At 44.0% G+C, this 21004-nt stretch carries 14 protein-coding genes and 7 pseudogenes; 9 read left to right on the forward strand and 12 right to left on the reverse strand.

Annotation, left to right across the window (positions count from 1 at the left end; all coding sequences use genetic code 11):
* The first annotated feature begins 9 nt into the window (after positions 1-9).
* Positions 10-321, forward strand: a complete 312-nt coding sequence (locus tag D368_RS02730; RefSeq protein ID WP_101562602.1) for a mannosyltransferase YkcB-related protein — start codon at positions 10-12, stop codon at positions 319-321.
* 55 nt (positions 322-376) lie between these two features.
* On the opposite strand, the gene D368_RS02735 is transcribed toward D368_RS02730, so the two are convergent.
* The 10 genes and pseudogenes from D368_RS02735 to D368_RS02785 form a co-directional block, all read right to left on the reverse strand.
* A complete protein-coding gene (locus tag D368_RS02735) occupies positions 377-1669 on the reverse strand; it encodes a glycosyltransferase family 4 protein (protein WP_071392526.1) in 1293 nt (430 codons plus the stop codon).
* Positions 1670-1691: 22 nt separating this feature from the next.
* Positions 1692-2747, reverse strand: a complete 1056-nt coding sequence (locus tag D368_RS02740) for a phosphotransferase (RefSeq protein ID WP_101562603.1) — start codon at positions 2745-2747, stop codon at positions 1692-1694.
* A pseudogene (locus tag D368_RS02745) lies at positions 2740-3924 on the reverse strand (carboxylate--amine ligase). Before D368_RS02745 ends, D368_RS02740 begins: the two are co-directional and overlap by 8 nt.
* Positions 3914-5246, reverse strand: a pseudogene (locus D368_RS02755) (glycosyltransferase family 4 protein). The pseudogenes D368_RS02745 and D368_RS02755 overlap by 11 nt, the downstream one beginning before the upstream one ends.
* Positions 5243-5899: a PIG-L deacetylase family protein gene (locus D368_RS02760; RefSeq protein ID WP_071392530.1), complete on the reverse strand. Its 657-nt coding sequence runs from the start codon at positions 5897-5899 to the stop codon at positions 5243-5245. The pseudogene D368_RS02755 and the gene D368_RS02760 overlap by 4 nt, the downstream one beginning before the upstream one ends.
* A gap of 87 nt (positions 5900-5986) precedes the next feature.
* Positions 5987-6548 (reverse strand): annotated as a pseudogene (locus D368_RS02765) (protein kinase family protein).
* A gap of 141 nt (positions 6549-6689) precedes the next feature.
* Positions 6690-7137 (reverse strand): annotated as a pseudogene (rplI, locus tag D368_RS02770) (50S ribosomal protein L9).
* Positions 7134-9112 (reverse strand): annotated as a pseudogene (locus tag D368_RS02775) (DHH family phosphoesterase). The pseudogenes rplI and D368_RS02775 overlap by 4 nt, the downstream one beginning before the upstream one ends.
* A gap of 30 nt (positions 9113-9142) precedes the next feature.
* A pseudogene (locus tag D368_RS02780) lies at positions 9143-10077 on the reverse strand (YybS family protein).
* A 243-nt stretch (positions 10078-10320) separates the two neighbouring features.
* Positions 10321-10473 (reverse strand): hypothetical protein, encoded by a 153-nt coding sequence (locus D368_RS02785; protein WP_004393059.1) that lies wholly within the window; start codon positions 10471-10473, stop codon positions 10321-10323.
* A gap of 133 nt (positions 10474-10606) precedes the next feature.
* On the opposite strand from D368_RS02785, the gene D368_RS02790 reads away from it, so the two are divergent.
* On the forward strand, positions 10607-11092 hold the full coding sequence (locus D368_RS02790; RefSeq protein ID WP_017418488.1) for a spore coat protein: 486 nt from the start codon (positions 10607-10609) through the stop codon (positions 11090-11092).
* Between the two features lie 36 nt (positions 11093-11128).
* Here the strand turns inward: D368_RS02790 and D368_RS02795 are convergent, their stop codons facing one another.
* Positions 11129-11500, reverse strand: coding sequence for a winged helix-turn-helix transcriptional regulator (locus tag D368_RS02795; protein WP_007615010.1), 372 nt, complete (start codon positions 11498-11500; stop codon positions 11129-11131).
* Positions 11501-11706: 206 nt separating this feature from the next.
* Between D368_RS02795 and D368_RS02800 the strand changes: the two are divergent.
* From D368_RS02800 to D368_RS02830, 7 genes and pseudogenes are all read left to right on the forward strand, one after another.
* Positions 11707-12635: pseudogene (locus D368_RS02800) on the forward strand (manganese-dependent inorganic pyrophosphatase).
* 703 nt (positions 12636-13338) lie between these two features.
* Positions 13339-13743 carry a hypothetical protein gene (locus D368_RS02805; protein ID WP_486129197.1) on the forward strand — a complete coding sequence of 135 codons (405 nt, stop codon included), beginning with the start codon at positions 13339-13341 and terminating at the stop codon, positions 13741-13743.
* Positions 13744-13870: 127 nt separating this feature from the next.
* Positions 13871-15124 carry a DUF5068 domain-containing protein gene (locus D368_RS02810; protein WP_486129198.1) on the forward strand — a complete coding sequence of 418 codons (1254 nt, stop codon included), beginning with the start codon at positions 13871-13873 and terminating at the stop codon, positions 15122-15124.
* Positions 15125-15362: 238 nt separating this feature from the next.
* Positions 15363-16391, forward strand: coding sequence for a DMT family transporter (locus D368_RS02815; RefSeq protein ID WP_486129199.1), 1029 nt, complete (start codon positions 15363-15365; stop codon positions 16389-16391).
* Between the two features lie 235 nt (positions 16392-16626).
* Positions 16627-18048: a glycoside hydrolase family 68 protein gene (locus tag D368_RS02820; RefSeq protein ID WP_101562606.1), complete on the forward strand. Its 1422-nt coding sequence runs from the start codon at positions 16627-16629 to the stop codon at positions 18046-18048.
* 61 nt (positions 18049-18109) lie between these two features.
* Positions 18110-19669 carry a glycoside hydrolase family 32 protein gene (locus D368_RS02825; RefSeq protein ID WP_101563130.1) on the forward strand — a complete coding sequence of 520 codons (1560 nt, stop codon included), beginning with the start codon at positions 18110-18112 and terminating at the stop codon, positions 19667-19669.
* Positions 19670-19748: 79 nt separating this feature from the next.
* On the forward strand, positions 19749-20411 hold the full coding sequence (locus tag D368_RS02830) for a GntR family transcriptional regulator (protein ID WP_004393043.1): 663 nt from the start codon (positions 19749-19751) through the stop codon (positions 20409-20411).
* A 77-nt stretch (positions 20412-20488) separates the two neighbouring features.
* Here the strand turns inward: D368_RS02830 and D368_RS02835 are convergent, their stop codons facing one another.
* The gene (locus D368_RS02835; protein ID WP_070082663.1) at positions 20489-20998 is read right to left on the reverse strand and encodes a DinB family protein; all 510 of its coding nucleotides are present in this window, start codon (positions 20996-20998) and stop codon (positions 20489-20491) included.
* Positions 20999-21004 lie beyond the last annotated feature (6 nt).

Genomic DNA, 21004 nt, shown 5'->3' on the forward strand with positions numbered 1-21004 from the left:
CTCATATATATGTGCGGGAGGCGGAAGCGATGGCTTTCCGCCTCTTTTTTCCGTGAAGAAAATTTCGGTAAAACCGTCTCACAGCTGAAAAAACTTGTTGACGAAGGAAAAATGAACTATTACTTATTATCCGGCAACAATTCAGGCAACACAAAGCTTGTCTCATGGATTAAAAAGAACGGCACAAAAATCTCAGCTGACCGATACAGCACCGGAAAAACAAGCTCAGCCCGGCGAGGAATGCCAGGCGGCCCGGGCGGACAAAGTCAGCAGACTCTGTATGAGATGAAAAAACAGCTCGGAAAGAAGCTGGATAGTTAAACGCCGGCCTCTTTATTCTGCTCATGAAGCACCTGCCATGCGGCGCCGGTATCATTCAGAAAAATGATTGATAAATCCTTTCTATTTTTGAAACCATCAGTTCCTGACGCAGATGCCGGCCGGCATAGGAGCGCGCTTCTTTTCCAAGCCGTTCCCTGAGAGACTGATCCGTAATCAGCATTACGAGGGCATCAGCAAGTTCGCGGCTGTTGCCGGGCTGACAGATAAGCCCTGTGTCCTCATGCCGGATCATCTCAGGGATTCCTCCGCAGTCAGTTGCGACAATGGCTTGACCTGAGAACATCGCTTCGATGATCGCTATGGGGAAATTATCATTCAATGTCGGCAGGACAAATATAGATGATTCAGCCAAAAGCGCCGGCACATCATGCCGTTTTCCGAGGAAAAACACATTTGAGAGGCCCAGTTTCCGTCTCTTCTCTTCCAGAAACTCTCTCATGTTTCCGTCTCCGATGATCCATATATCAACTCCGGATAAATGGTGCCGGATGCGGGCGAGAGCGTCCAGCAGCACATCATGTCCTTTTCGCTCGGTCAGACGGGAAACGCACGCAATCACGAGCTTTTCAGCACGTTTTGGCTCAGGGGCATCCTGAATGTGAATACCGGTATGAACAGTCGTCAGCTGAGCCTCCTTCGCTCCGTACTCCAGCAAGGGCTCGTGAAAGGAGTCGCTGATTGTAATGATTTTATCCGAAGCCCGAATACCCTGCCTTTCTATTTCACTGAAATATGCCTCTTCTATTGAACCCTTTTGGATTTTATGAAACTTCATCCGGCTTTTCGTAAAATGTCCGTGCGGCGTGAAAAAAAGCGGACGCCGATACGTTTGATTAAGGTATCCCAGCAAAAATACTGCAAATAAATCCTGCGCGTGAAACAGGTCATATTGTTCTAAGTCTTTCTCCTTCAAAAATCTTTGAAAGACATGTAAATAGCTGAGATTCTTCACAAACTTTTCGTTTGCGGCGCCGTATCTGCCAACAAGAAACGCTCTGATCTCGTCAGCGGCCCGCGGGATATCTTCCTGAAAAAAAGTTGGCGGCATTTGGAGCGGCGAGATGACATCCGCCTGATGACCGATGCGCTCAAAACCCGTCTTAATTGACGTGATATAACTCGCCAGTCCTCCGACATTCGGGTAACGGAGAAAGGTTGCGTACAGAATACGCAATGGCTTTTTTCGTTTGGGGGAGCTTTTTCCTTCCGCACAGAACGAATACAGCATCTCCGGCTCACTTTGATGTTCGATCCCGTAAAATTGATCCATGACGCGCAATAAGGCTAGAGGCACCAGACCGTTCGGCTTGCCGATCTCTTCTTTCAAATCCGCTCCCCCTCTCTTAAACTTATAATCCTAATTCCCGTCCCCATTTTGACACTTTGTCAACATGATACGGCAGCAGTTCTCCTCCCCGATTGTCGAAGATTCTCCGCAATTGGGTATGAAGCCCTTTCTCAAGTGTTCTCTGCAAATAAGCCATTTTATAAAGCGTCATAGGAGGGGTCTGAAAATGAATGCCCCGCTTTTTCATTTCTTTCGAATACACTTTTACGCAATACGTCCGAATATCTTCTGCGTGCCGGCTCCAATCTTTTCTGAAGCCGAGCAGAATTTCGACCAGCACCGTCATATCAAACCAAACCGGCGCGTATTTTGCGGATTCCCAATCGATGAATTGAATATCCCACGGTTCATGTCCGGACACATCGTGGGTGCAGATATTCTGCATATGAAGATCACCGTGTGTGATGGCTGAGCCGTTTTGTATCAATTCAGGGAAAAAATCCGGCTCCTCCTGCTCCAGCAAGTTTGTGATTTGCCGATAATGAGGCTTCACGATATCCTTTGTGCGCTCATCTTTAAGAGCTCTATCCAATAATTCCGCTGTCTTTTTGATCTGCTTTTTACGCCCTTTTCTCATGGTTTCCGATTCGTATACCGGCAGCCACGACCGCCATTTACCGTCAGAAATAGTCTTGTTTTCAAAGGTGCGGCTGTGCAGTTCTGCGACAGACGGAATAATATACTTGAAATGCTTCGGATGAAATGTAAGCTGTCCTCTGATCTGGCTGACAAACTCCATAAATATCCACGTTTCATGGTCACTTTCTTCTATAAGATAGATGTCCGGCAGCAAATCCCCTAAAACAGAACGGGCTTTCCCGTATATATTAATCTCGACCTTGTTTTTTTCACGGGAAGATTTATACACCTTCAATATCAGCGGAACAGTGCCGGATTTTTTCTTTACAAACAGTTTATAAATGGCGCTTCTGTCTGTTGATTTCAGGCATGTGATGTCATCCGGATTCACCGCGGCCCTTTCACCGAACGAATACGACAGTTTTTCGTCAATTCTCAGTTTTTGAAATGCATCATACAAAAGATCCTTTTCATACATGCCGATCTTCCTTCCGCTTCCGTTTCCAGCTGTTTTTGAGATGAGACCAAGTGTTTCTGATAAATGGCATCGGGTCATTCCAAGCAAAAAGAGCGTACTCTTTTTTCCTTTACATCCTTTCCAAAAATCCCGGAACGTCATTTCTCCTCTTTTTCGTTTCTTCAAAAACGTTAAGAAGTAACGCACCTCATAAATCCAGTTGATTCCGTCTTTTTGTTCGAGCTGGGGCTTCACCTGTTGTCCGGTCAAATACAGATAGTACATGTAAACGAAATGAATGCCTGCCGGTTCTGTCAGGCTATGGCTGAGCCAAAAGCGCGGATTAATTTCGATAAACTTGTAAACATTGTCCCGGGGATCCTTTTTAAATTCCGCCATGCCTACTCCCTTCAGCTGAATCGCTTCAAAAAACGGCAGGGTCTTCTCGATTAAATCAGGAAGCCGTTTGCTGACGACGTGGGCCCCCGCGCCAAAGTCAGCAGGGAATTGATGGTTCTTTTGCAGAGTGAACAGGCCCATTAATTTCATTTGATCATCATAAAAAGTGGCGACTTTATAAAAACACTGGTTGTCTCCGGGGATGATCTCCTGCACGAGCAGTTCTCCATTTTCTCTGTAGGAGCTGAACTCCTTGCGCAATTGTGCGGCATCCTTCATTACAATTGCTTTTTTGTTTACTTTTTTCTGTATTCATGGCCGGCCACCGGTTTTAAAATACACGGGAAGTCAATATTGGCGATGGCCTCTTCCAGCTCATCCCGGTTGTTCGGAAAAAAGGTTTTCGGGCAGGGGATGTTATGCTTGACCGCTAATTCATATGCTTTGCTTTTATCTAAGACCGTTTCTAACAGAGAGCGGCTCGGGAGCAAAAATAAAAAAAACCGGCTAATGTCTCGCGGAATTTAGATATAAATCCCGCGTAATCATCAGATCCTGCGTACAGAACCGGCTTTGCTTGGAATCGCTTCCCGAAATCAGTCAGAAATGTCAGCAGTTCTTCTTCTTGTGTTAAAGGGCTGGGACATATCCCGCAATCTGCCAACCTTGATTTTCCGATACGATAAGGTCCCTCCGTGTCAAACGCGTAAACATCGATTCCTCTTCGGGCCAGGCTGCGAATGATCCCAATCCCGTTTGCACTGAAATCAAGTACAACGGCTGCATGTTCATGTTTCATGATCTCCCTCCGAGCTGTTGGTATTTTGATAAATCGATTCGATATTTTTTATCATCGTCTCACTGCTTAAATATTTCTCCGCGTAGGCCTTTGCGTTTGAAGCAGCCTTCTCCCGCGCAGATTTGTTAGAGATAAAAAACGCTAAAGCCCGGGCAAGAACCTTTGCATTTCCCGGCTCGACAATAAGTCCCGTTTTGTTATGGCGGATCAGATCCGGAATACCCCCGCAATCGGTCGCGATGATAGCCGAGCCGCTGAACATCGCTTCAATAATCGAGATGGGCAGACTATCATTAATGGTCGGCAGTACGAATATATCCGTCATATTCAAAATAGCGGGAACATCATCTCTTTTCCTAAAAAGGAGACCATAGATAGATTCAGTTTTCGAGCCTGTTCCTCTAAGGCGCTCCTCATCTCTCCGTCGCCCGCGATCAGCACTTCAACATGTTCAAGCACATCAGACGGAATTCGTGAAAGTGCGTCAAGCAAATGATTATGTCCTTTTCTCGGGCCTAATCTTGCAATACACGCGATGATGATCTTATTTTTCGGCAGCGGGGTTTCTTTTTTCACGTCTGTTTTTGCATTGTAATCGATTCCTGTGATCACCGTTGTCATGTCTTCCTGTTCGGCTCCGAGCTTCATGAGCGGGCTGCGGAACGTATCGCTGATAATAATCAGGCGATCTGCGTATTCAATGGCTTTCATCTCTAGTTTTTTATAATAAAACTCTTCTACCGATCCTTTTTTAAAGATGTGAAATTTAAGTCTGTTGAAAGTAAACATGCCATGCGGTGTGAAAAATAAAGGTTTCTTATAGATTTGATTGAACCTGCCTAATATATTGGCTGTAAATAAATCTTGAGCATGAAATACATCATATTTTTCCAAATGAATCTTTTGAAGCATTTGCTCGTATATAAACATCAGCCGATTATTCTTCAAAATATGAGCACTGTAATCCCCGTATCTGTCACTAAAGAAATCTTTTAATTTCGGAACAACATCCGTCCGCAGTTCTTTTACCTGTGCGGAAGGAAACTGATTGGGGGATATGACATCCACCTTATGGCCTCTTTTTTCCAGTCCTTCACTAAGCGTTTTAATATAGTTTGATAAACCGCCCGTATGCGGGTAGTCCCAAAACGTGGCAATCAAAATGGATAACTTCTGTTTTTTCCGTATAATCGCGGAATAGGATGTGCATGTTTCATCTGAGTCTTTACCGCCGTCTTTTTTTGCGGGCGCGTTTTGACCCCGTAGTAGCGGTCAAGCGTCTGAATCATATACGGATACGGGACGGAAAATGTCTTGATCATTTCCAGATCCTCCGCACGACTTCAAAAGCTTCGGCGTATTCCACACCCGCCGTCATCCCTCTGACTCTTCCTAAATGTTTAACGCCTTCATATGAACGGGGATGAGGGTAATCCCTCATTTCTACGTCATAGTGGTGAAGCGCCGCGAGTTTGGCATCCATTGTGTCTGTGATGTTAACGAAGTAATTAGGCTTGAAGAGTTTATCAGCCGTATTCCTCTCCCACTCGCTTGAAGATAGCGTTTCAAACGTAAGCAGTTCGATAGGCTTTTGATTCGGAAGCGGTCTGGCGGCTGTTAAAACTGCTTGGAATGTTCTCTGGTGGTCCATATTGACATCGCCGTAATGATGTGTAAAGATTTTTTCAGGCTGATAGACGCGGATGAGCTGCTCTAATTCTTTGACAAGCTTATGAAGAGGGATACATTCCAGCTCTAAATTCGTATGCTCCAAAAAGATGACTTTCTCAATTCCAAGCTCTTGATTCGCGCGTTCGCCTAATTGTTTAATATGATGAGCTTCTTCTTTTCTTCCTAATGCCGTAATAATGGAAATCACTTTATATCCTTCATTGATCAGCCGTTTTATGGTGCCCGCTGATCCCAATAGTTCATCATCGGGATGAGCGCCGATAACCATAATGTATTCTGCCATTTTTTCCACACTCCACCAAACAAATGTTACAAATATCATATGACGACCCTGAAAAAAGGAAACTTACATATGCGGATTTTCAGAAACTTACCATTTCCTTCGCCATTCCCGGTAACGTGACGGATTTAATTTTTTTATAGTGTTCAAAAACTCATCCGCCAAGCCGTATTTGTCCAATCCTTTTAATAGTTTTACAGGAACTCGGGTAACGGTCGAAAAGGCTCTTTTATGGTCGATCACTTTAAGTTTGCCTTGTTCATTGATCAGAATATGCCTGATTTCGGCATCCCACCTGGCAAAACCGATATCTTTTAATTCATCCAGCATGGCTAAAATATCAGCTGTCAGTTTGTCGGACAGGGATTTTTCTTTTTGATATGGCGCGCAAGAGAGGTGCCTTTGACGTATTCCATCACAATATAATAATCTCCGTATTCATACAGTTTCGGGATCACCGGTGAACCATATCCGAGCTGTAAAGCTTCCAATTCCTTCTTACATGTCTCTTTTTTAAAAAATATTTAATGCATTTGTTGTGTGTTAAGCGATAGACCTCCCCGTCTTTTCCATCTCCGATCAGGGGGTAGTGCTCCAGCGCCTTTTTATTCTCCGGATTTTGAAAATATGTTTCAGAAAAAAATCGTTTCATACCGACACATCCTTCGTCATGATGTAATATAATATGCAATCTGGTAACAATCGGAAATGAAACAATCTCATCATTTTCTTGTGCTGCGCCGTATGCTGACATGAAAAAAACCCGCCGGATCGGCGGGTTTTTCATTGTGTATTACGCTTCTTCTTTTACGTGAACCTTCAGCACAGCCTGAACTTCAGGGTGCAGCTTTACAGGAACGTTTGTATATCCCAGTGTGCGGATACCGTCTTGGAGCTCCAGTTTCCGTTTATCCACTTTAATCTTATGCGTTTTTTGCAGCGCTTCTGCAATCTGCTTGCTTGTGACAGACCCGAACAGGCGGCCGCCTTCACCGGATTTGGCACTCAGCTCAACAGTCAGCTGTTCAAGCGTTTCTTTCAAATCTTTCGCTCTTTCAAGCTCGGCAATCGCTTCTTTTTCTCTTTTTCTTTCTGTCCTTTCAATGCGCTGATGTTTGTCGCATTTGCTTCGACAGCGAGGCCTTTTTTAATGAGAAAGTTATGTGCATAACCGTCTGCTACGTTTTTCATTTCGCCTTTTTTCCTTTACCTTTTACATCTTGTAAGAAAATAACCTTCATCTCTGAACGCCTCCCTCAAAATATTCATCAATGGCTTCCTTCAGCCGGACGAGCGCTTCTGAGACAGAAATGCCCGATAACTGGGTTGCCGCATTGGTTAAATGCCCTCCGCCATCCAGCGCCTCCATAATAATCTGCACATTGACCTCGCCCAGCGATCTCGCACTGATGCACACCGTATGCTCATCCCGTCTGGCTACCGCAAATGAAGCTTCCACTTCACTCATCGATAAGAGGGAATCAGCCGCCTGCGCAATCAGCACCTGGTCAAAGTACTCCTCTTCATTCTCAGGAAGAGAAGCAATCGCGATATGTTCTTTATAAAGAGCCGTATGCTGGATCAGTTTCGCCCGCTTGATGTAAGAACCGACGGATTCTTTGAGAACTTTCTGCACCAGAACCGTATCTGCGCCTTTCGCTCTCAAATAAGAAGCGGCGTCGAACGTCCGCGAGCCCGTGCGAAGGGAAAAACTCTTCGTATCCACTATTATACCAGCTAACAGGGCCGTCGCTTCAATCATATTGATTTTGAGCCGCTTCGGCTGGTATTCAAGCAGCTCCGTCACGAGTTCTGCGGTGGATGAAGCGTATGGCTCCATATAAACGAGCAGCGGGTCTTTAATAAATTCCTCGCCTCTGCGGTGGTGGTCAATCACAACGATGTGCTCGATTTTGTTCATGAGACGCTCTTCCATCACAAGGGACGGTTTATGTGTATCAACAACGACAAGCAGCGTGTCGTCATTTGAAATTTCCATCGCCTCTTCCGGCGTGATGAACCGCGACCACAGCTCTTCATATTTTTAATTTCTTCAATCAGGCGCTGAACGCTTGATCCGATCTGGTTCGGATCAATGACGATGTAGCCTTCTTTGCCGTTGGCCTGCGCCACCTTCAATATTCCGATTGCGGCTCCGACTGCGTCCATATCAGGAAATTTGTGCCCCATGATAATGACATTGCTGCTTTCTGAGACAATCTCCTTGAGCGCGTGAGAAATCACCCGGGCGCGCACCCTTGTGCGTTTCTCCATCGGATTTGTTTTGCCGCCGTAAAATTTCACCTTGCCGTTCGGCATTTTGATCGCCACTTGGTCGCCTCCGCGGCCGAGAGCCAAATCGAGGCTGGACTGCGCCAGATCTCCAAGCTCCTTCAAGGAAGAAACCGATGCGCCGATCCCGATGCTGAGGGTCAAAGATACAGTGTGAACGGATGTTTTTTCTCGGATTTCATCCAAAATCGAAAATTTCGCGTTTTCAAGCTCCGTTAAAATGTGTTCATTTAACACCGCGATAAACCGCTCAGAGGACGTCCGTTTCAGGAAAATGCCGTACTCCTGCGCCCACGCATTTAATAATGAGGTGACCTGGCTGTTCATCGTGCTTCTCGTTTGGTCATCCAGTCCCTGTGTGACGTCATCATAGTTATCTAAAAAGATATATGCCAGCACGGTTCTCTCATTTTCGTACTGCTTTTCAATCTGAATCTGTTCTGTCACATCAAAGAAATAGAGCAGGCGCTCATCTCTTTTAATCACTACTTTAAACTTCCGCTCATTCAAGGTGATCGTTTCCGAATCGACCTCCTGCTTGATCAGCGGCACGACGGCCTCGCATGTGTCATACAGCGAGCGCCCGACGAGTGTGCTTTCATTAAAACAGGAAGACAAAAACGGATTCGCCCACTCAATGTAATATTGATCATTAAACAGCATAATCCCGATAGGCATTTCCATTAATGCCTCTTCGCCTACTTTTTTCAATCTATACGATAACGTGGAGATATAATCGTCAATTTCTTTTCTGATCAGAGAATCCGCACGCTTAATGAAAAACAGGATCACGGCGAGCAGCACAACGCCGATGGCTCCTATCAGCCAGTTAAAGTAAATGCTGATGAGGATTATGATGATTGACAATGCAATCAATGCATAGATGGGATACCGAAACAACGGTTTTTCATAAAAACTAGGCATTTCTATCAACTCCCCACCTGTAAGTCACACTCAATTTCGCGTCACCTTATTTCTTATGTTAAAGCCTATGTCAATGATGCCTAAGAGGAGATACACGGACAAGATGAGCGGAAAAAGCACACCCAGCACAATTGCTAAAACAGGAACGGCTTTCGGCATCTCCATTTCGCGGCAATAGAAAAAAATAAACGCTAATCCTTGAATACAAATCAGCAAGCTGAGAATAAATCCCCCATTCAATGAAACCGAATACAGCATATGCCCTTTTTCTAAAGGCAGAAACCCTAATATCGTCACAATAAAATACAGAATGACAACGCTTTGCGGGAGTTTGAGCTCTCTAAAAGGCTTCATCTTCGGAAGATCAGGGGAAAATCGCCGTAAAAGCGGCCTTGCCATAGCATAACTGAGGAAAGAAAAACGATACCGGTCAATACGAGCACTGTCGGAAAAAGATATTGAACCGTGTTCAGCTGACTTTCCATCAGCTTGATCTGCTTCCCGAACTGATCTCCGTAACCGAGCTGCTTTGACATGGTTTCTGCTAAAGACATCGACTCCCGAAGCTGGGACATGGTGGTATCGATCACATTCATGTTAAGAAACACGATGCTGACCACAAAAAAAACGACGCCGCACAGCACATACGCCATAGCGCCGGCAGCAACCGCATAGCCGGGCTGTTTCTTTTTAAAATAATATCCCATGGCGATTCCCGTACAGGCAGCCGTAAAAGCGCCTGTAAGCCCGGTAAACGAACTTACAATAAAGCTGACAGGAAGGCTGGCAAGCCCCATCCATACCCCGGGCTTCAGACCGTGCCGAATGGTGTAAAGAATGATCGGCAGCGGCAAAGCAAAGAGAAGAATTGCCCCCAGTAAAGGGAGGTACACGACCAAAAGGGAAATGATTGCAAAAATACTGATCAAAATGGCGCCTTCTATTAGAGCCCTTGTATTTTTCACTTACTCACCTCAAACCTTGTATCATTCGAACATACGAATAGAAAAGAGCAGCTTAGACGACTGCTCTTTTGACGCCGCAATGTCTCTTTCAAGACCTGAATTTTCCATAAACTCTCCAAAATACACGTATATATTTTAACATAAGTCGAAATCGCAAGTAAAATGAGCGCGGACACCCGCAATGTTCCATGTGAAACATGAAAACAGACAAACGGACATCCCAGTGAAAGAATGCCCGTTGTATCAGTGATCCTGATCATCCATGAAACCAGAAGTATCTCTGTTTTTCTTTTTGGTTTTTCGTACATATAACAAGACGATAACGATAAGTAAGAGAGTGGTCGCCTGTAAAACCCCGCTGCTGAAAAGGAAGAAGTTCTTTATCATGTCCCACATATAGTTTCACCTCTATTTCGTATTTCCTTTACATTGAGTTTCCCTTTCTGGAAACTTCAAAACATCAGGAACAACATCGGGACCGGGGCATATGCTGAAAGTGAAAATGAAGGGTAAAGGAGATTCTTACACCATGACCGAGCGGAGAACATTAGCATGGCATGAAACGTTAGAACTGCATGAGTTAGTGGCTTTCCAGGCAAACGGACTTGTGAAATTAAAAAGAACAGAGCGGGACGTAAGCGATGCCAGATTAAAACAGCTTTACAGATTTTCCATCCATTCGCTGGAACAAAATCTGCGTGAACTGCTTCCTTTCTTCCCTGAAGCTCCCGCTTTTCGTGAGGATGAAACAGAAGAGCGCGCTGATTCCTCCTTTTACAGCGGCGGCCTGCTGATCATGGCCAAAACGTCTGTCCGCAATTACGCCGGAGCCATTACAGAGACGGCCACACCCCAATTAAGACATGTTTTCGTCAAGCACTTAAACGCGGCTATCAAGTGGCATCAAATGGTCTTTGAGTATATGGAAGAACGCGGTCAATATCCGGCTTACAACCTGAGCGAATTGCTGAAGAATGACGTGCGCAACGCCAGAAAGGCCATCGCGATGAAATAAAAAAAAGCAGCAAGGAATTTAATCCTTTGCTGCTTCTTATTTTTGAGCGGACTGATCTTGAGGCGACGTTTTTTCCCGGTATGCCTCGAGAAACTCCCGGTTGGCATCTCCCCATTTCTTCATTTGCAAAACGATCGGTTCCAGCGACCTGCCGAATTCGGTAAGAGAATACTCCACCTTTGGAGGCACCTGCTGATATACCTCGCGATGCACGATGCCGTCCGCCTCAAGCTCGCGAAGCTGAAGCGTCAGCATACGCTGCGTAATGCTGGGGCAAATGCGCCGAAACTCATTAAACCGCTTTTTTCCGCCGATCATATGATAAAACAAAATACCCTTCCACTTTCCGCCGATAACGGAAAGCGTCAGTTCAACCGGACAACCTTCTTTATTCGGATATATGTTCATTTTTCATCCTCCATAGTACCTTTTTTGATACTATATGCTGATTAGCATCTGACTTACCCAGTATTTTACTCGCAATCCTCCTCACCGCTCAACAAAAATGCTTCTTTTTCACATCAATTTTTAAGGTTTTGAAGATTACACCCTCCGCAAGACGTGTTAAACTATAAAAAGATTGTTTACACTACAAAAAAGGACAAGGAGTTATTATGGAAAAAATTCTTATTTTCGGACATCAAAACCCAGACACAGATACCATTTGCTCTGCCATTGCCTACGCTGATCTAAAAAATAAACTCGGCTTCAATGCTGAGCCCGTCCGCCTTGGACAAGTCAACGGCGAAACACAATACGCGCTTGATTATTTCAAGCAGGAAAGCCCGCGTTTGGTGGAAACTGCCGCAAACGAAGTAAACGGCGTCATCCTTGTTGACCACAATGAACGCCAGCAAAGCATCAAGGATATCGAAGACGTTCAGGTTCTTGAAGTGATCGACCACCACCGTATCGCCAACTTCGAAACAGCGGAACCTCTTTACTATCGTGCTGAGCCGGTCGGCTGTACGGCTACGATCTTAAACAAAATGTACAAAGAAAATAACGTGAAAATCGAGAAAGAAATTGCGGGCCTCATGCTCTCAGCAATTATTTCCGACTCTCTGTTATTTAAATCTCCGACTTGCACAGAGCAGGATATCGCAGCGGCAAAAGAGCTTGCTGAAATTGCCGGCGTAGATGCGGAAGAGTACGGCTTAAACATGCTGAAAGCGGGAGCCGACTTAAGCAAAAAACTGTGGAAGAACTGATTTCTCTTGATGCGAAAGAGTTCACGCTCGGCAGCAAAAAAGTCGAAATCGCCCAAGTCAACACAGTTGATATTGAAGATGTCAAAAAGCGGCAGCCGGAATTAGAAGCGGCTCTTTCAAAAGTAATTGCTGAGAAGAACCTTGACCTGTTCCTTCTCGTGATTACGGATATTTTAGAAAACGATTCCCTTGCGCTCGCCATCGGCGATCAGGCGTCAAAAGTTGAAAAAGCATTCAACGTGACGTTAGAAAACAACACGGCTCTTTTAAAAGGTGTCGTATCCAGAAAGAAACAAGTCGTTCCTGTTTTAACAGACGCGATTGCAGAATAACCAACACACCCCGGAAAACAGCCGGGGTGTTTTTTTACGGTCTTTTTTTGTAAGCGCTCACCCATCACATTTTGATATGTAGTATATCAAGAGTGAGGCGTTTGTTTTTCTAAGAATTGCCCCCTAGCCATATCATTAGGGGGTTTTCATTTAAAGCAATAAATAGCGCTATGGAGCAGAAGGGAACTTAGAAAAGTGCCGCTGTTCTGAATGCTGTGGAGTGACCGGATCTCATAGACAACAGCCTTTTTTTAAGGATAGAGTCTAAGATAATGGTTTGGAAGGACTAATATTGGAGAAACCTCTAAACGTGCTCAGATTCGTTTCTGAGCGGTTTAAAAAGCAAACATGATTAAATAACAGAACGGTAATTCGACAGCAAATACAAGAGATAAAGCCTTTTTCCAGCTTTATCTAGGGGGATTCTATAATTGATCCGAATAACGCAGCATTTTTTCCTTAACACCTTGATTAGACCAATATAACCACATACCAGAGATGAAGGTTCAAATTTAACGACTGTTAACCTATGGCGAAATGCAAAAACAGACTTAAAGAAACGAGTCTTTTGTCATTTTCCGTCCGAAAATACGTAAATATCTCCAAATTTTAGTATTTTAGTCGGATGTAAAATCTTCTGATTACTATTATTATATTTAAAGTGATGATTAATGAACCATATTGACATAGGAGGTATTACTTAATGAAGAAGAAGTTAATTATGATATTAGCCGCTTTGGTTATTGCATTGACAAGCTTTACAGCCGTTGACCTTGCGAATAACAAAGCACAAGCTAAAGACTGGAAAAAAACAGGTGGACTTTGGACTGAATACTGGCATTCAGGTTCTTTTAAAAATTACATATATACTCCAGTATTCCATCCATATTATAAAGGCAAAGTGTCTGGTTTCTTAACAGCTAATGGATCAGGAAGTGGAAAAATCCAAGCTGTTCTTCAACAGAAGACAAGTAAAGGTTGGAAAAATGTAAAAACATTTTACGCTAAGAAAAAGGGAAAACGAGTATGTATTATAACAAGGCATCAAAAAGCTACTCTGCGAGTTATAGATTCAAACTTACCAACACGGGCACTAAGAAAACTGTAAATTATAAATTTATGTCCATGTATTAAGATCATTTTGATGACCGGATAAGATTTTTTAACCTTGATTATTATAGTTTGAGCTACTGATCCGAACAGTAGCTTTTTATTTTGATTGTCATAGGAGGATTATGAAATTGAAGAAAAAAATGGGGGTAATTTCTGTTCTTTCAACTGCATTATTACTATCTGCTTGCGGTAATCATGATGACGGTTCAACAAAGAAAGCTGAGAAAAAAGTCGAAACAACATCACAATCTGAATCAAAGAGTAAAGAAAATAATGCCTCTTTTACAGATAAAACATCTTCGGAGAGTTCAAGCGGCGATACTGCAAAAAATGGTGTTTTGAATTCTTATATTGCAGATTCAACTAAAGGGCAAGCAGATGTCATTTTCAATAACGCAGATCCGAAAATCGATCTGAACTTCGATGGATTTAAATTCAAGGTATCTCAGTATCAAGTGGTTCATGTGAAGAATGCTGAAAACGAGCCGTACAGTTTTGACGGAGATAAAGAAGGATATGTAATAACACTTAAAGCCACTGTAGAAAACCAGACAGGCGGCAAGGCTTATTTCAACAATCCGGCAGTTCAGGGGAAAGATGAATACAATACGAAACAACCGGACGTCAGTTTAGTTGATGAAACAGACAGGGTAAAGCCTAAAAAAGATGGTACGCCAAGTAATCCAGCATACTACGATAAAGGGGAATCTAAAACTGGATTCATTCAATATGAATTATCGAAAGAAAAATATGAAATTCTTGTTAAAGAAAAATCAAAACTGGTAGTCTCTAATGCTTCTAAAGATTCTATGATGAGAGAACACTTGGGAGAAAAACAAATCGTTGATTTACCTTTATCAGGTGCTTCCGCTAAAAAACAAAAAAGTGATAACAAGTTCTTTGATGATCAGATTGTTACCAAAAACATTGCTGAAAAAACGTTACTGGAACAGAAAAATGAAATTAACGAGAAACAGTCTCAGAATAATATTGAGCTTACATTGACAGGCGTACAATTTACAAAATTAGATCCAACTGATTCATTCAAAAACTCTTTCAGAGGTTTCGGCAATGAAGACATTGTTGCAGTTACAGTCAAGATGACAGTCAAAAACGGATCAAGTGATTCATTACCAATCAATCAATTTAGTGCATTTTTAGATACTGATGCTATGCATTATTTGAACCAAGGTTCGTTAGAGAGCGATTCTGGGGATGTTAAGAGCGGGCAAAGAGGCGATAAATATTTAGTATTCTTGCTTAAGAAGTCAGAATTTGAAAAGAATAAAAACTTCAAACTGAAGATTAGACATATCGAGGGTAATAGTGGGGATGCATTGAAAGATCACGAACTATCCTTCAATATAAAACGCTGAAACAAAAAAGCAACCGAAATGGTTGCTTGAGGCTGTCGAGAAAATCTCGACAGCCTGACACCCCGGCAACCAGCCGGGGTGTTTTTTTTACAGCTTGTTCATCAGACAGCCATTTAGTAAGCGCTTTCTCCGAAATTATTTTGACGCCTGTTAATATACAATATATAATATATCACATGTAAGGCGTCGTTCGTTTTCCTAATTATTGTAAGTTGCTATCACAACATCAGAATCGGGGGTGTCTATCCTGGAAAAACACGCTGCTCTTTCTTATTCACGAACAACAGGCATTTGGCTTGTGCTTACAGGAGCTATCTTATGGGGGGTCTCGGGAACGGTTGCCCAGTATCTGTTCCAGCACCGCCATTTTAATACAGAATGGCTGACTTCGGTGCGCCTTCTGGTGTCAGGGGCGCTTCTGCTCGGAATCGCGTACCGCAAAGAAAAAGGACGGATATGGGCTGTTTGGAAAGACAGACGGGACAGAATTCCCCTTCTTTTATTCGGGATTTTCGGAATGTTAGGCGTTCAATACACCTACTTCGCGGCAATTGAGTACGGCAACGCGGCAACTGCTACCGTTCTTCAGTATTTAGGGCCGGCGATCATTACATGCTTTTTAGCGATTCGCGCAAAGAGAATTCCTTCGGGAAAAGAACTGCTCGCCGTCTTATTGGCGGTTGCCGGCACATTCATTTTGGTCACGCACGGGAATGCCGGAAGCCTGTCCATATCCGGTCTGGCCGTCTTTTGGGGAATCAGTTCGGCGTTTGCACTGGCGTTTTACACCCTTCAGCCGCATCGTCTGCTGAAGAAATGGGGATCCGCCATTGTTGTCGGATGGGGCATGCTGATCGGCGGAGCCGCCCTCAGCTTGATCCGCCCGCCCTGGACATTTGAAGGCGAGTGGTCCTTTCCTGCATATGCCGCGATTGTGTTTATCATCATTTTCGGAACGCTCATCGCTTTTTATTGCTACTTGGAAAGCCTGAAATATCTGAGTGCCTCTGAAACCAGCCTGCTTGCCTGTGCAGAGCCGCTGTCGGCAGCTTTTTTAGCTGTTATCTGGCTGCATGTTCCCTTCGGAATATCAGAATGGCTGGGTACTTTGCTGATTTTAGCCACCATCGCTTTATTATCTATCAAGAAAAATAACCTCTCTTTTTTAGAGAGGTTATTTCCTAGGCCCAGAGCACCCCTTAGTCTCAATTACCCATATATTAAAAGGCCTTTTTTCATTTTACTATCATCCAAAAGAGGAAAATAGACCAGTTGTCAATAGAATCAGAGTCTAATAGAATGATGTCGACAAGTAAATCATGCAGGATTGTTACTGATAAAGCAGGCAAGACCTAAAATGTGTTAAGGGCAAAGTGTATTCTTTGGCGTCACCCCATACATATTTTAGGTCTTTTTTTCTGTAACAAACCTGCCATCCATGAATGCAGGAGGATCGAATCGGCAGATCGCAAAAAAAGGTACATACAAAAGGAGACATGAACATGAACATCAAAAAATTTGCAAAACGAGCCACAGTTCTAACTTTTACGACTGCACTTCTGGCAGGGGGAGCGACTCAAGCCTTCGCGAAAGAAAATACCCAAAAACCTTACAAAGAAACGTACGGCGTCTCTCATATCACACGCCATGATATGCTGCAGATCCCTAAACAGCAGCAAAGTGAAAAATACCAAGTTCCTCAATTCGACCAATCAACAATTAAAAATATCGAGTCCGCGAAAGGACTGGATGTGTGGGACAGCTGGCCGCTCCAAAACGCTGACGGAACAGTAGCTGAATACAATGGCTATCACGTCGTGTTTGCTCTTGCCGGAAGCCCGAAAGACGCTGATGACACATCCATCTACATGTTTTACCAAAAAGTCGGCGACAACTCGATCGACAGCTGGAAAAACGCGGGCCGTGTCTTTAAAGACAGCGATAAGTTCGACGCCAACGATGAAATCCTGAAAGAACAGACACAAGAATGGTCCGGTTCTGCAACCTTTACATCTGACGGAAAAATCCGTTTATTCTACACTGACTTTTCCGGTAAACATTACGGCAAACAAAGCCTGACAACGGCGCAGGTAAATGTGTCAAAAGCTGATGACACGCTCAAGATCAACGGAGTCGAAGATCATAAAACGATTTTTGACGGCGACGGAAAAACATATCAAAACGTTCAGCAGTTTATCGATGAAGGGAACTATACATCCGGCGACAACCATACGCTGAGAGACCCTCACTACGTTGAAGACAAAGGCCATAAATACCTTGTATTCGAAGCCAACACAGGAACAGAAAACGGATACCAAGGCGAAGAATCTTTATTTAACAAAGCGTACTACGGCGGCAGCACAAACTTCTTCCGTAAAGAAAGTCAGAAGCTTCAGCAAAGCGCTAAAAAACGCGATGCTGAATTAGCGAACGGCGCCCTCGGTATGGTAGAGTTAAACGATGATTACACATTGAAAAAAGTCATGAAGCCGCTGATCACTTCAAACACGGTAACTGATGAAATCGAGCGTGCGAATGTTTTCAAAATGAACGGCAAATGGTACCTGTTCACTGATTCACGCGGTTCAAAAATGACGATCGACGGTATTAACTCAAACGATATTTACATGCTTGGTTATGTATCAAACTCTTTAACAGGTCCTTACAAGCCGCTGAACAAAACTGGTCTTGTCCTGCAAATGGGTCTTGATCCTAACGATGTAACGTTCACTTACTCTCACTTCGCAGTGCCGCAAGCCAAAGGCAACAATGTCGTGATCACAAGCTACATGACAAACAGAGGCTTCTTTGAGGATAAAAAGGCAACATTTGCGCCAAGCTTCTTAATGAACATCAAAGGCAAGAAAACATCCGTTGTTAAAAACAGCATCCTTGAACAAGGACAGCTTACGGTTAACAACTAATAACAACAAAAAGAAAATGCCGATACTTCATTGGCATTTTCTTTTATTTCTCAACAAGATGGTGAACTCAATCATGGCACGAAAATGGCCCGTTGTAATATTGATCTTTTTGGGTGCGTTCCTGTTTGTCGGCTTACTGCCGAACAAAAACCACAATTCCTCTGACACAAACAATACGGAGCATAAGAAGGATTACCGGGCGGCGTATCATTTTACGACTCCGGACAAATGGAAAAACGACCCTCAAAAGCCCATTTTTTTCGAGGGAAAATATCATTACTACTATCTTTATAATCGGGATTACCCGAACGGCAACGGCACAGAATGGCGGCACGCCGTATCAGAGGACTTGGTGCACTGGACGGACGAAGGCACGGCTATTCCGAAATACACCAACGAAAACGGCGATATATGGTCCGGTTCTGTCGTCATTGATAAACACAACACGTCGGGCTTCGGCAAAAACGCGCTGGTCGCCGTCACAACGCAGCCGACTGCCAAAACAAAAGCCCAGGAACAATATTTATGGTACAGCACGGATAAGGGAAAAACGTTTACTTCCTATAGTGATCAGCCCGTTATGAAAAACCCGGGAACTAAGGATTTCCGGGACCCGAAAGTGATCTGGGATGAACAGGATGACAAATGGGTGATGGCCATGGCCGAAGGAGAAAAAATCGGTTTTTATGAATCACCCGATTTAAAAAATTGGAAATACACGGGCGGCTTTATCACTCAGCAGATCGGCCTCGTCGAATGCCCCGACCTTTATATGATGCGTGCAGATGACGGAACAGCCAAATGGGTTCTGGGCGCAAGCGCAAACGGCAAACCCGCAGGCAAACCGAATACGTACGCGTATTGGACCGGAAACTTTGACGGGAAGGAATTTACCGCCGATCAAGAAGAACCGCAATGGCTCGATTACGGCTTTGACTGGTACGGCGGCGTCACATTTGAAGACGGTAATAGCGAAGATCCGCTGACAAAACGCTATGCGCTGGCATGGATGAACAATTGGGATTATCCGAATGAAACACCGACACTAAAAAACGGCTTTAACGGCACGGATTCTATCGTCCGTGAAATCCGCCTTCAGCAGCAGGACGGCGGCACATACAGCCTTGTGTCAGAGCCGGTTGAAGCATTGAACCAATTAACCTCTTCAACTGACAGCATAGAACACAAACAGGTGAACGGTTCAGAGACACTGCCGATCAAAGGTGATACATATCAGCTTGATATGGATATCGCTTGGTCAGATATCAAAAATGCAGGCGTCAGACTCAGAGAATCAGCAGACCAAAGCCGGCATATTGATGTCGGTATTTCAGCAGAAGACGGCTGTGCCTATGTGAACAGATCGTTTACAGACCAGCCTGATAAAACCGGCGCATACGTCGAAAGCAAAGCCCCATTTGACGGAAACAAAGGGCGCGTTCATCTGAAAATTCTCGTAGATAAAACCAGTATTGAAGTATTTGCAGACGACGGAAAAACCGTTCTGACAAATGAAGTGTTCCCAAAACACGAAGATCAGGGAATCACGCTCTTTTCTGAAGGCGGCTCCGCTGACTTTCAGCATATTGAGATGAAGCATCTCGGTTCGATTCATTCTTAGATGTCCCTCTTCATTTCTAACCGGCGCCCGGTCTGTGGTAAAATGCCAATATGTATACTACGATTCATGAGGTGTTCCATTGGATAATCAAAACAAAGAACCTGTGCTGAAAAGAACCATCATGCGGGACGAAGTGTATCGCACACTCAGAAACTGGATCATAACGGGCAAGCTCAAACCGGAAACAAAGTTAAAGGACAAGGATTTGTCGGAAACATTGGGAATCAGCCGCACCCCGATACGGGAAGCCTTATTGCGGCTGGAAGATGACGGCTTGGTGATAACAAAAGCGAACAGATGGACGCTTGTCGCTCCGATTGAGTTAAAAGAAGCGGAAAACTTGTATTCCATCGTCTGGACGCTTGAGAAACTCGCATTGCAGCAAGCCCTCCCGCGTATGGACGATGCCGTGATTCAAGAATTGAAACAGCTGAATGAAAATCTTCTTCAAACGATGAAAGACGGCGATAAAATGGCCGTTCTGGAAGCGGATAATGCATTTCACCATCACATCATTCTGCTTGCGGACAACGCTGAACTTCACAAATTGCTTGTAAGCCTGAAAGTCAAAATTCAGAGACTGGAAATCCGCTATTTCAGTGAAAGCGGCGCTTTAAACAGATCATATAATGAACACTCTGATATCATTCACGCATTAGAACAGCAAGATGCCGCCGCTGCTTTTACAGCGCTTGAAGCGAATTGGAAAAACAGTTTAGAACGGCTGCAAAACATGGCATAGCAAACGAAAAAGCCAAATCACTCATATGATTTGGCTTTTTTACGGATATCACAAGACAGCCGCGTGGGCTGTCTTGTTTACTTTTTGTTTATATATAAATAAATACCGTAATCCGTCGGCACAGAAGCATACCCCATCTGTCTGAGCATGGCTGTTATATTCCCGCGATGATACGTTCCGTGGTTCACAACATGTAGGATCATATCGGCAGCTGCGGTTTTCATGATGTCACCTGACGGATGCTCTATTTCAAGGGGGAGGCTGATATTTTCCTCCTTCTGCAAAAATAGTTGATACCGGTCTGATAATTCCAAAAATAGATCTTCCAGCTCTTCTATCTCTTTAGACAAGATGTCCCCTTTTTGCTGTTCAGCTGATTTCAGCGTATCCTCCAGACGCTCTCCGGAGAACACATCAAACCACCCCTTATCGGACAGATACACATGAGTCAATACACCGGCTATCGACGGAAAGACACTTTGAATCTCCTTACGGTACACATCCTCCGGAAGCTCTTTAAGCCGGGTGAATATTTGCTGATTTGCCCAAAGATGATAATCATACAATTGCAGTGCCAGATGTCCCACATTACC

This window comes from Paenibacillus lentimorbus NRRL B-30488 (genome assembly GCF_000411595.1).
GTDB classification, from domain to species: Bacteria; Bacillota; Bacilli; order Bacillales; family Bacillaceae; genus Bacillus; species Bacillus velezensis.

What these genes read in the sequence shown, in the direction of transcription:
- D368_RS02730 (WP_101562602.1), top strand. Translation starts at nt 10, where the DNA reads ATGTGCGGGAGGCGGAAGCGATGGCTTTCCGCCTCTTTTTTCCGTGAA.
- D368_RS02740 (WP_101562603.1), bottom strand. Translation starts at nt 2,747, where the DNA reads ATGTATGAAAAGGATCTTTTGTATGATGCATTTCAAAAACTGAGAATT.
- D368_RS02760 (WP_071392530.1), bottom strand. Translation starts at nt 5,899, where the DNA reads ATGGCAGAATACATTATGGTTATCGGCGCTCATCCCGATGATGAACTA.
- D368_RS02785 (WP_004393059.1), bottom strand. Translation starts at nt 10,473, where the DNA reads ATGTGGGACATGATAAAGAACTTCTTCCTTTTCAGCAGCGGGGTTTTA.
- D368_RS02790 (WP_017418488.1), top strand. Translation starts at nt 10,607, where the DNA reads ATGACCGAGCGGAGAACATTAGCATGGCATGAAACGTTAGAACTGCAT.
- D368_RS02795 (WP_007615010.1), bottom strand. Translation starts at nt 11,500, where the DNA reads ATGAACATATATCCGAATAAAGAAGGTTGTCCGGTTGAACTGACGCTT.
- D368_RS02805 (WP_486129197.1), top strand. Translation starts at nt 13,339, where the DNA reads ATGAAGAAGAAGTTAATTATGATATTAGCCGCTTTGGTTATTGCATTG.
- D368_RS02810 (WP_486129198.1), top strand. Translation starts at nt 13,871, where the DNA reads ATGAAATTGAAGAAAAAAATGGGGGTAATTTCTGTTCTTTCAACTGCA.
- D368_RS02820 (WP_101562606.1), top strand. Translation starts at nt 16,627, where the DNA reads ATGAACATCAAAAAATTTGCAAAACGAGCCACAGTTCTAACTTTTACG.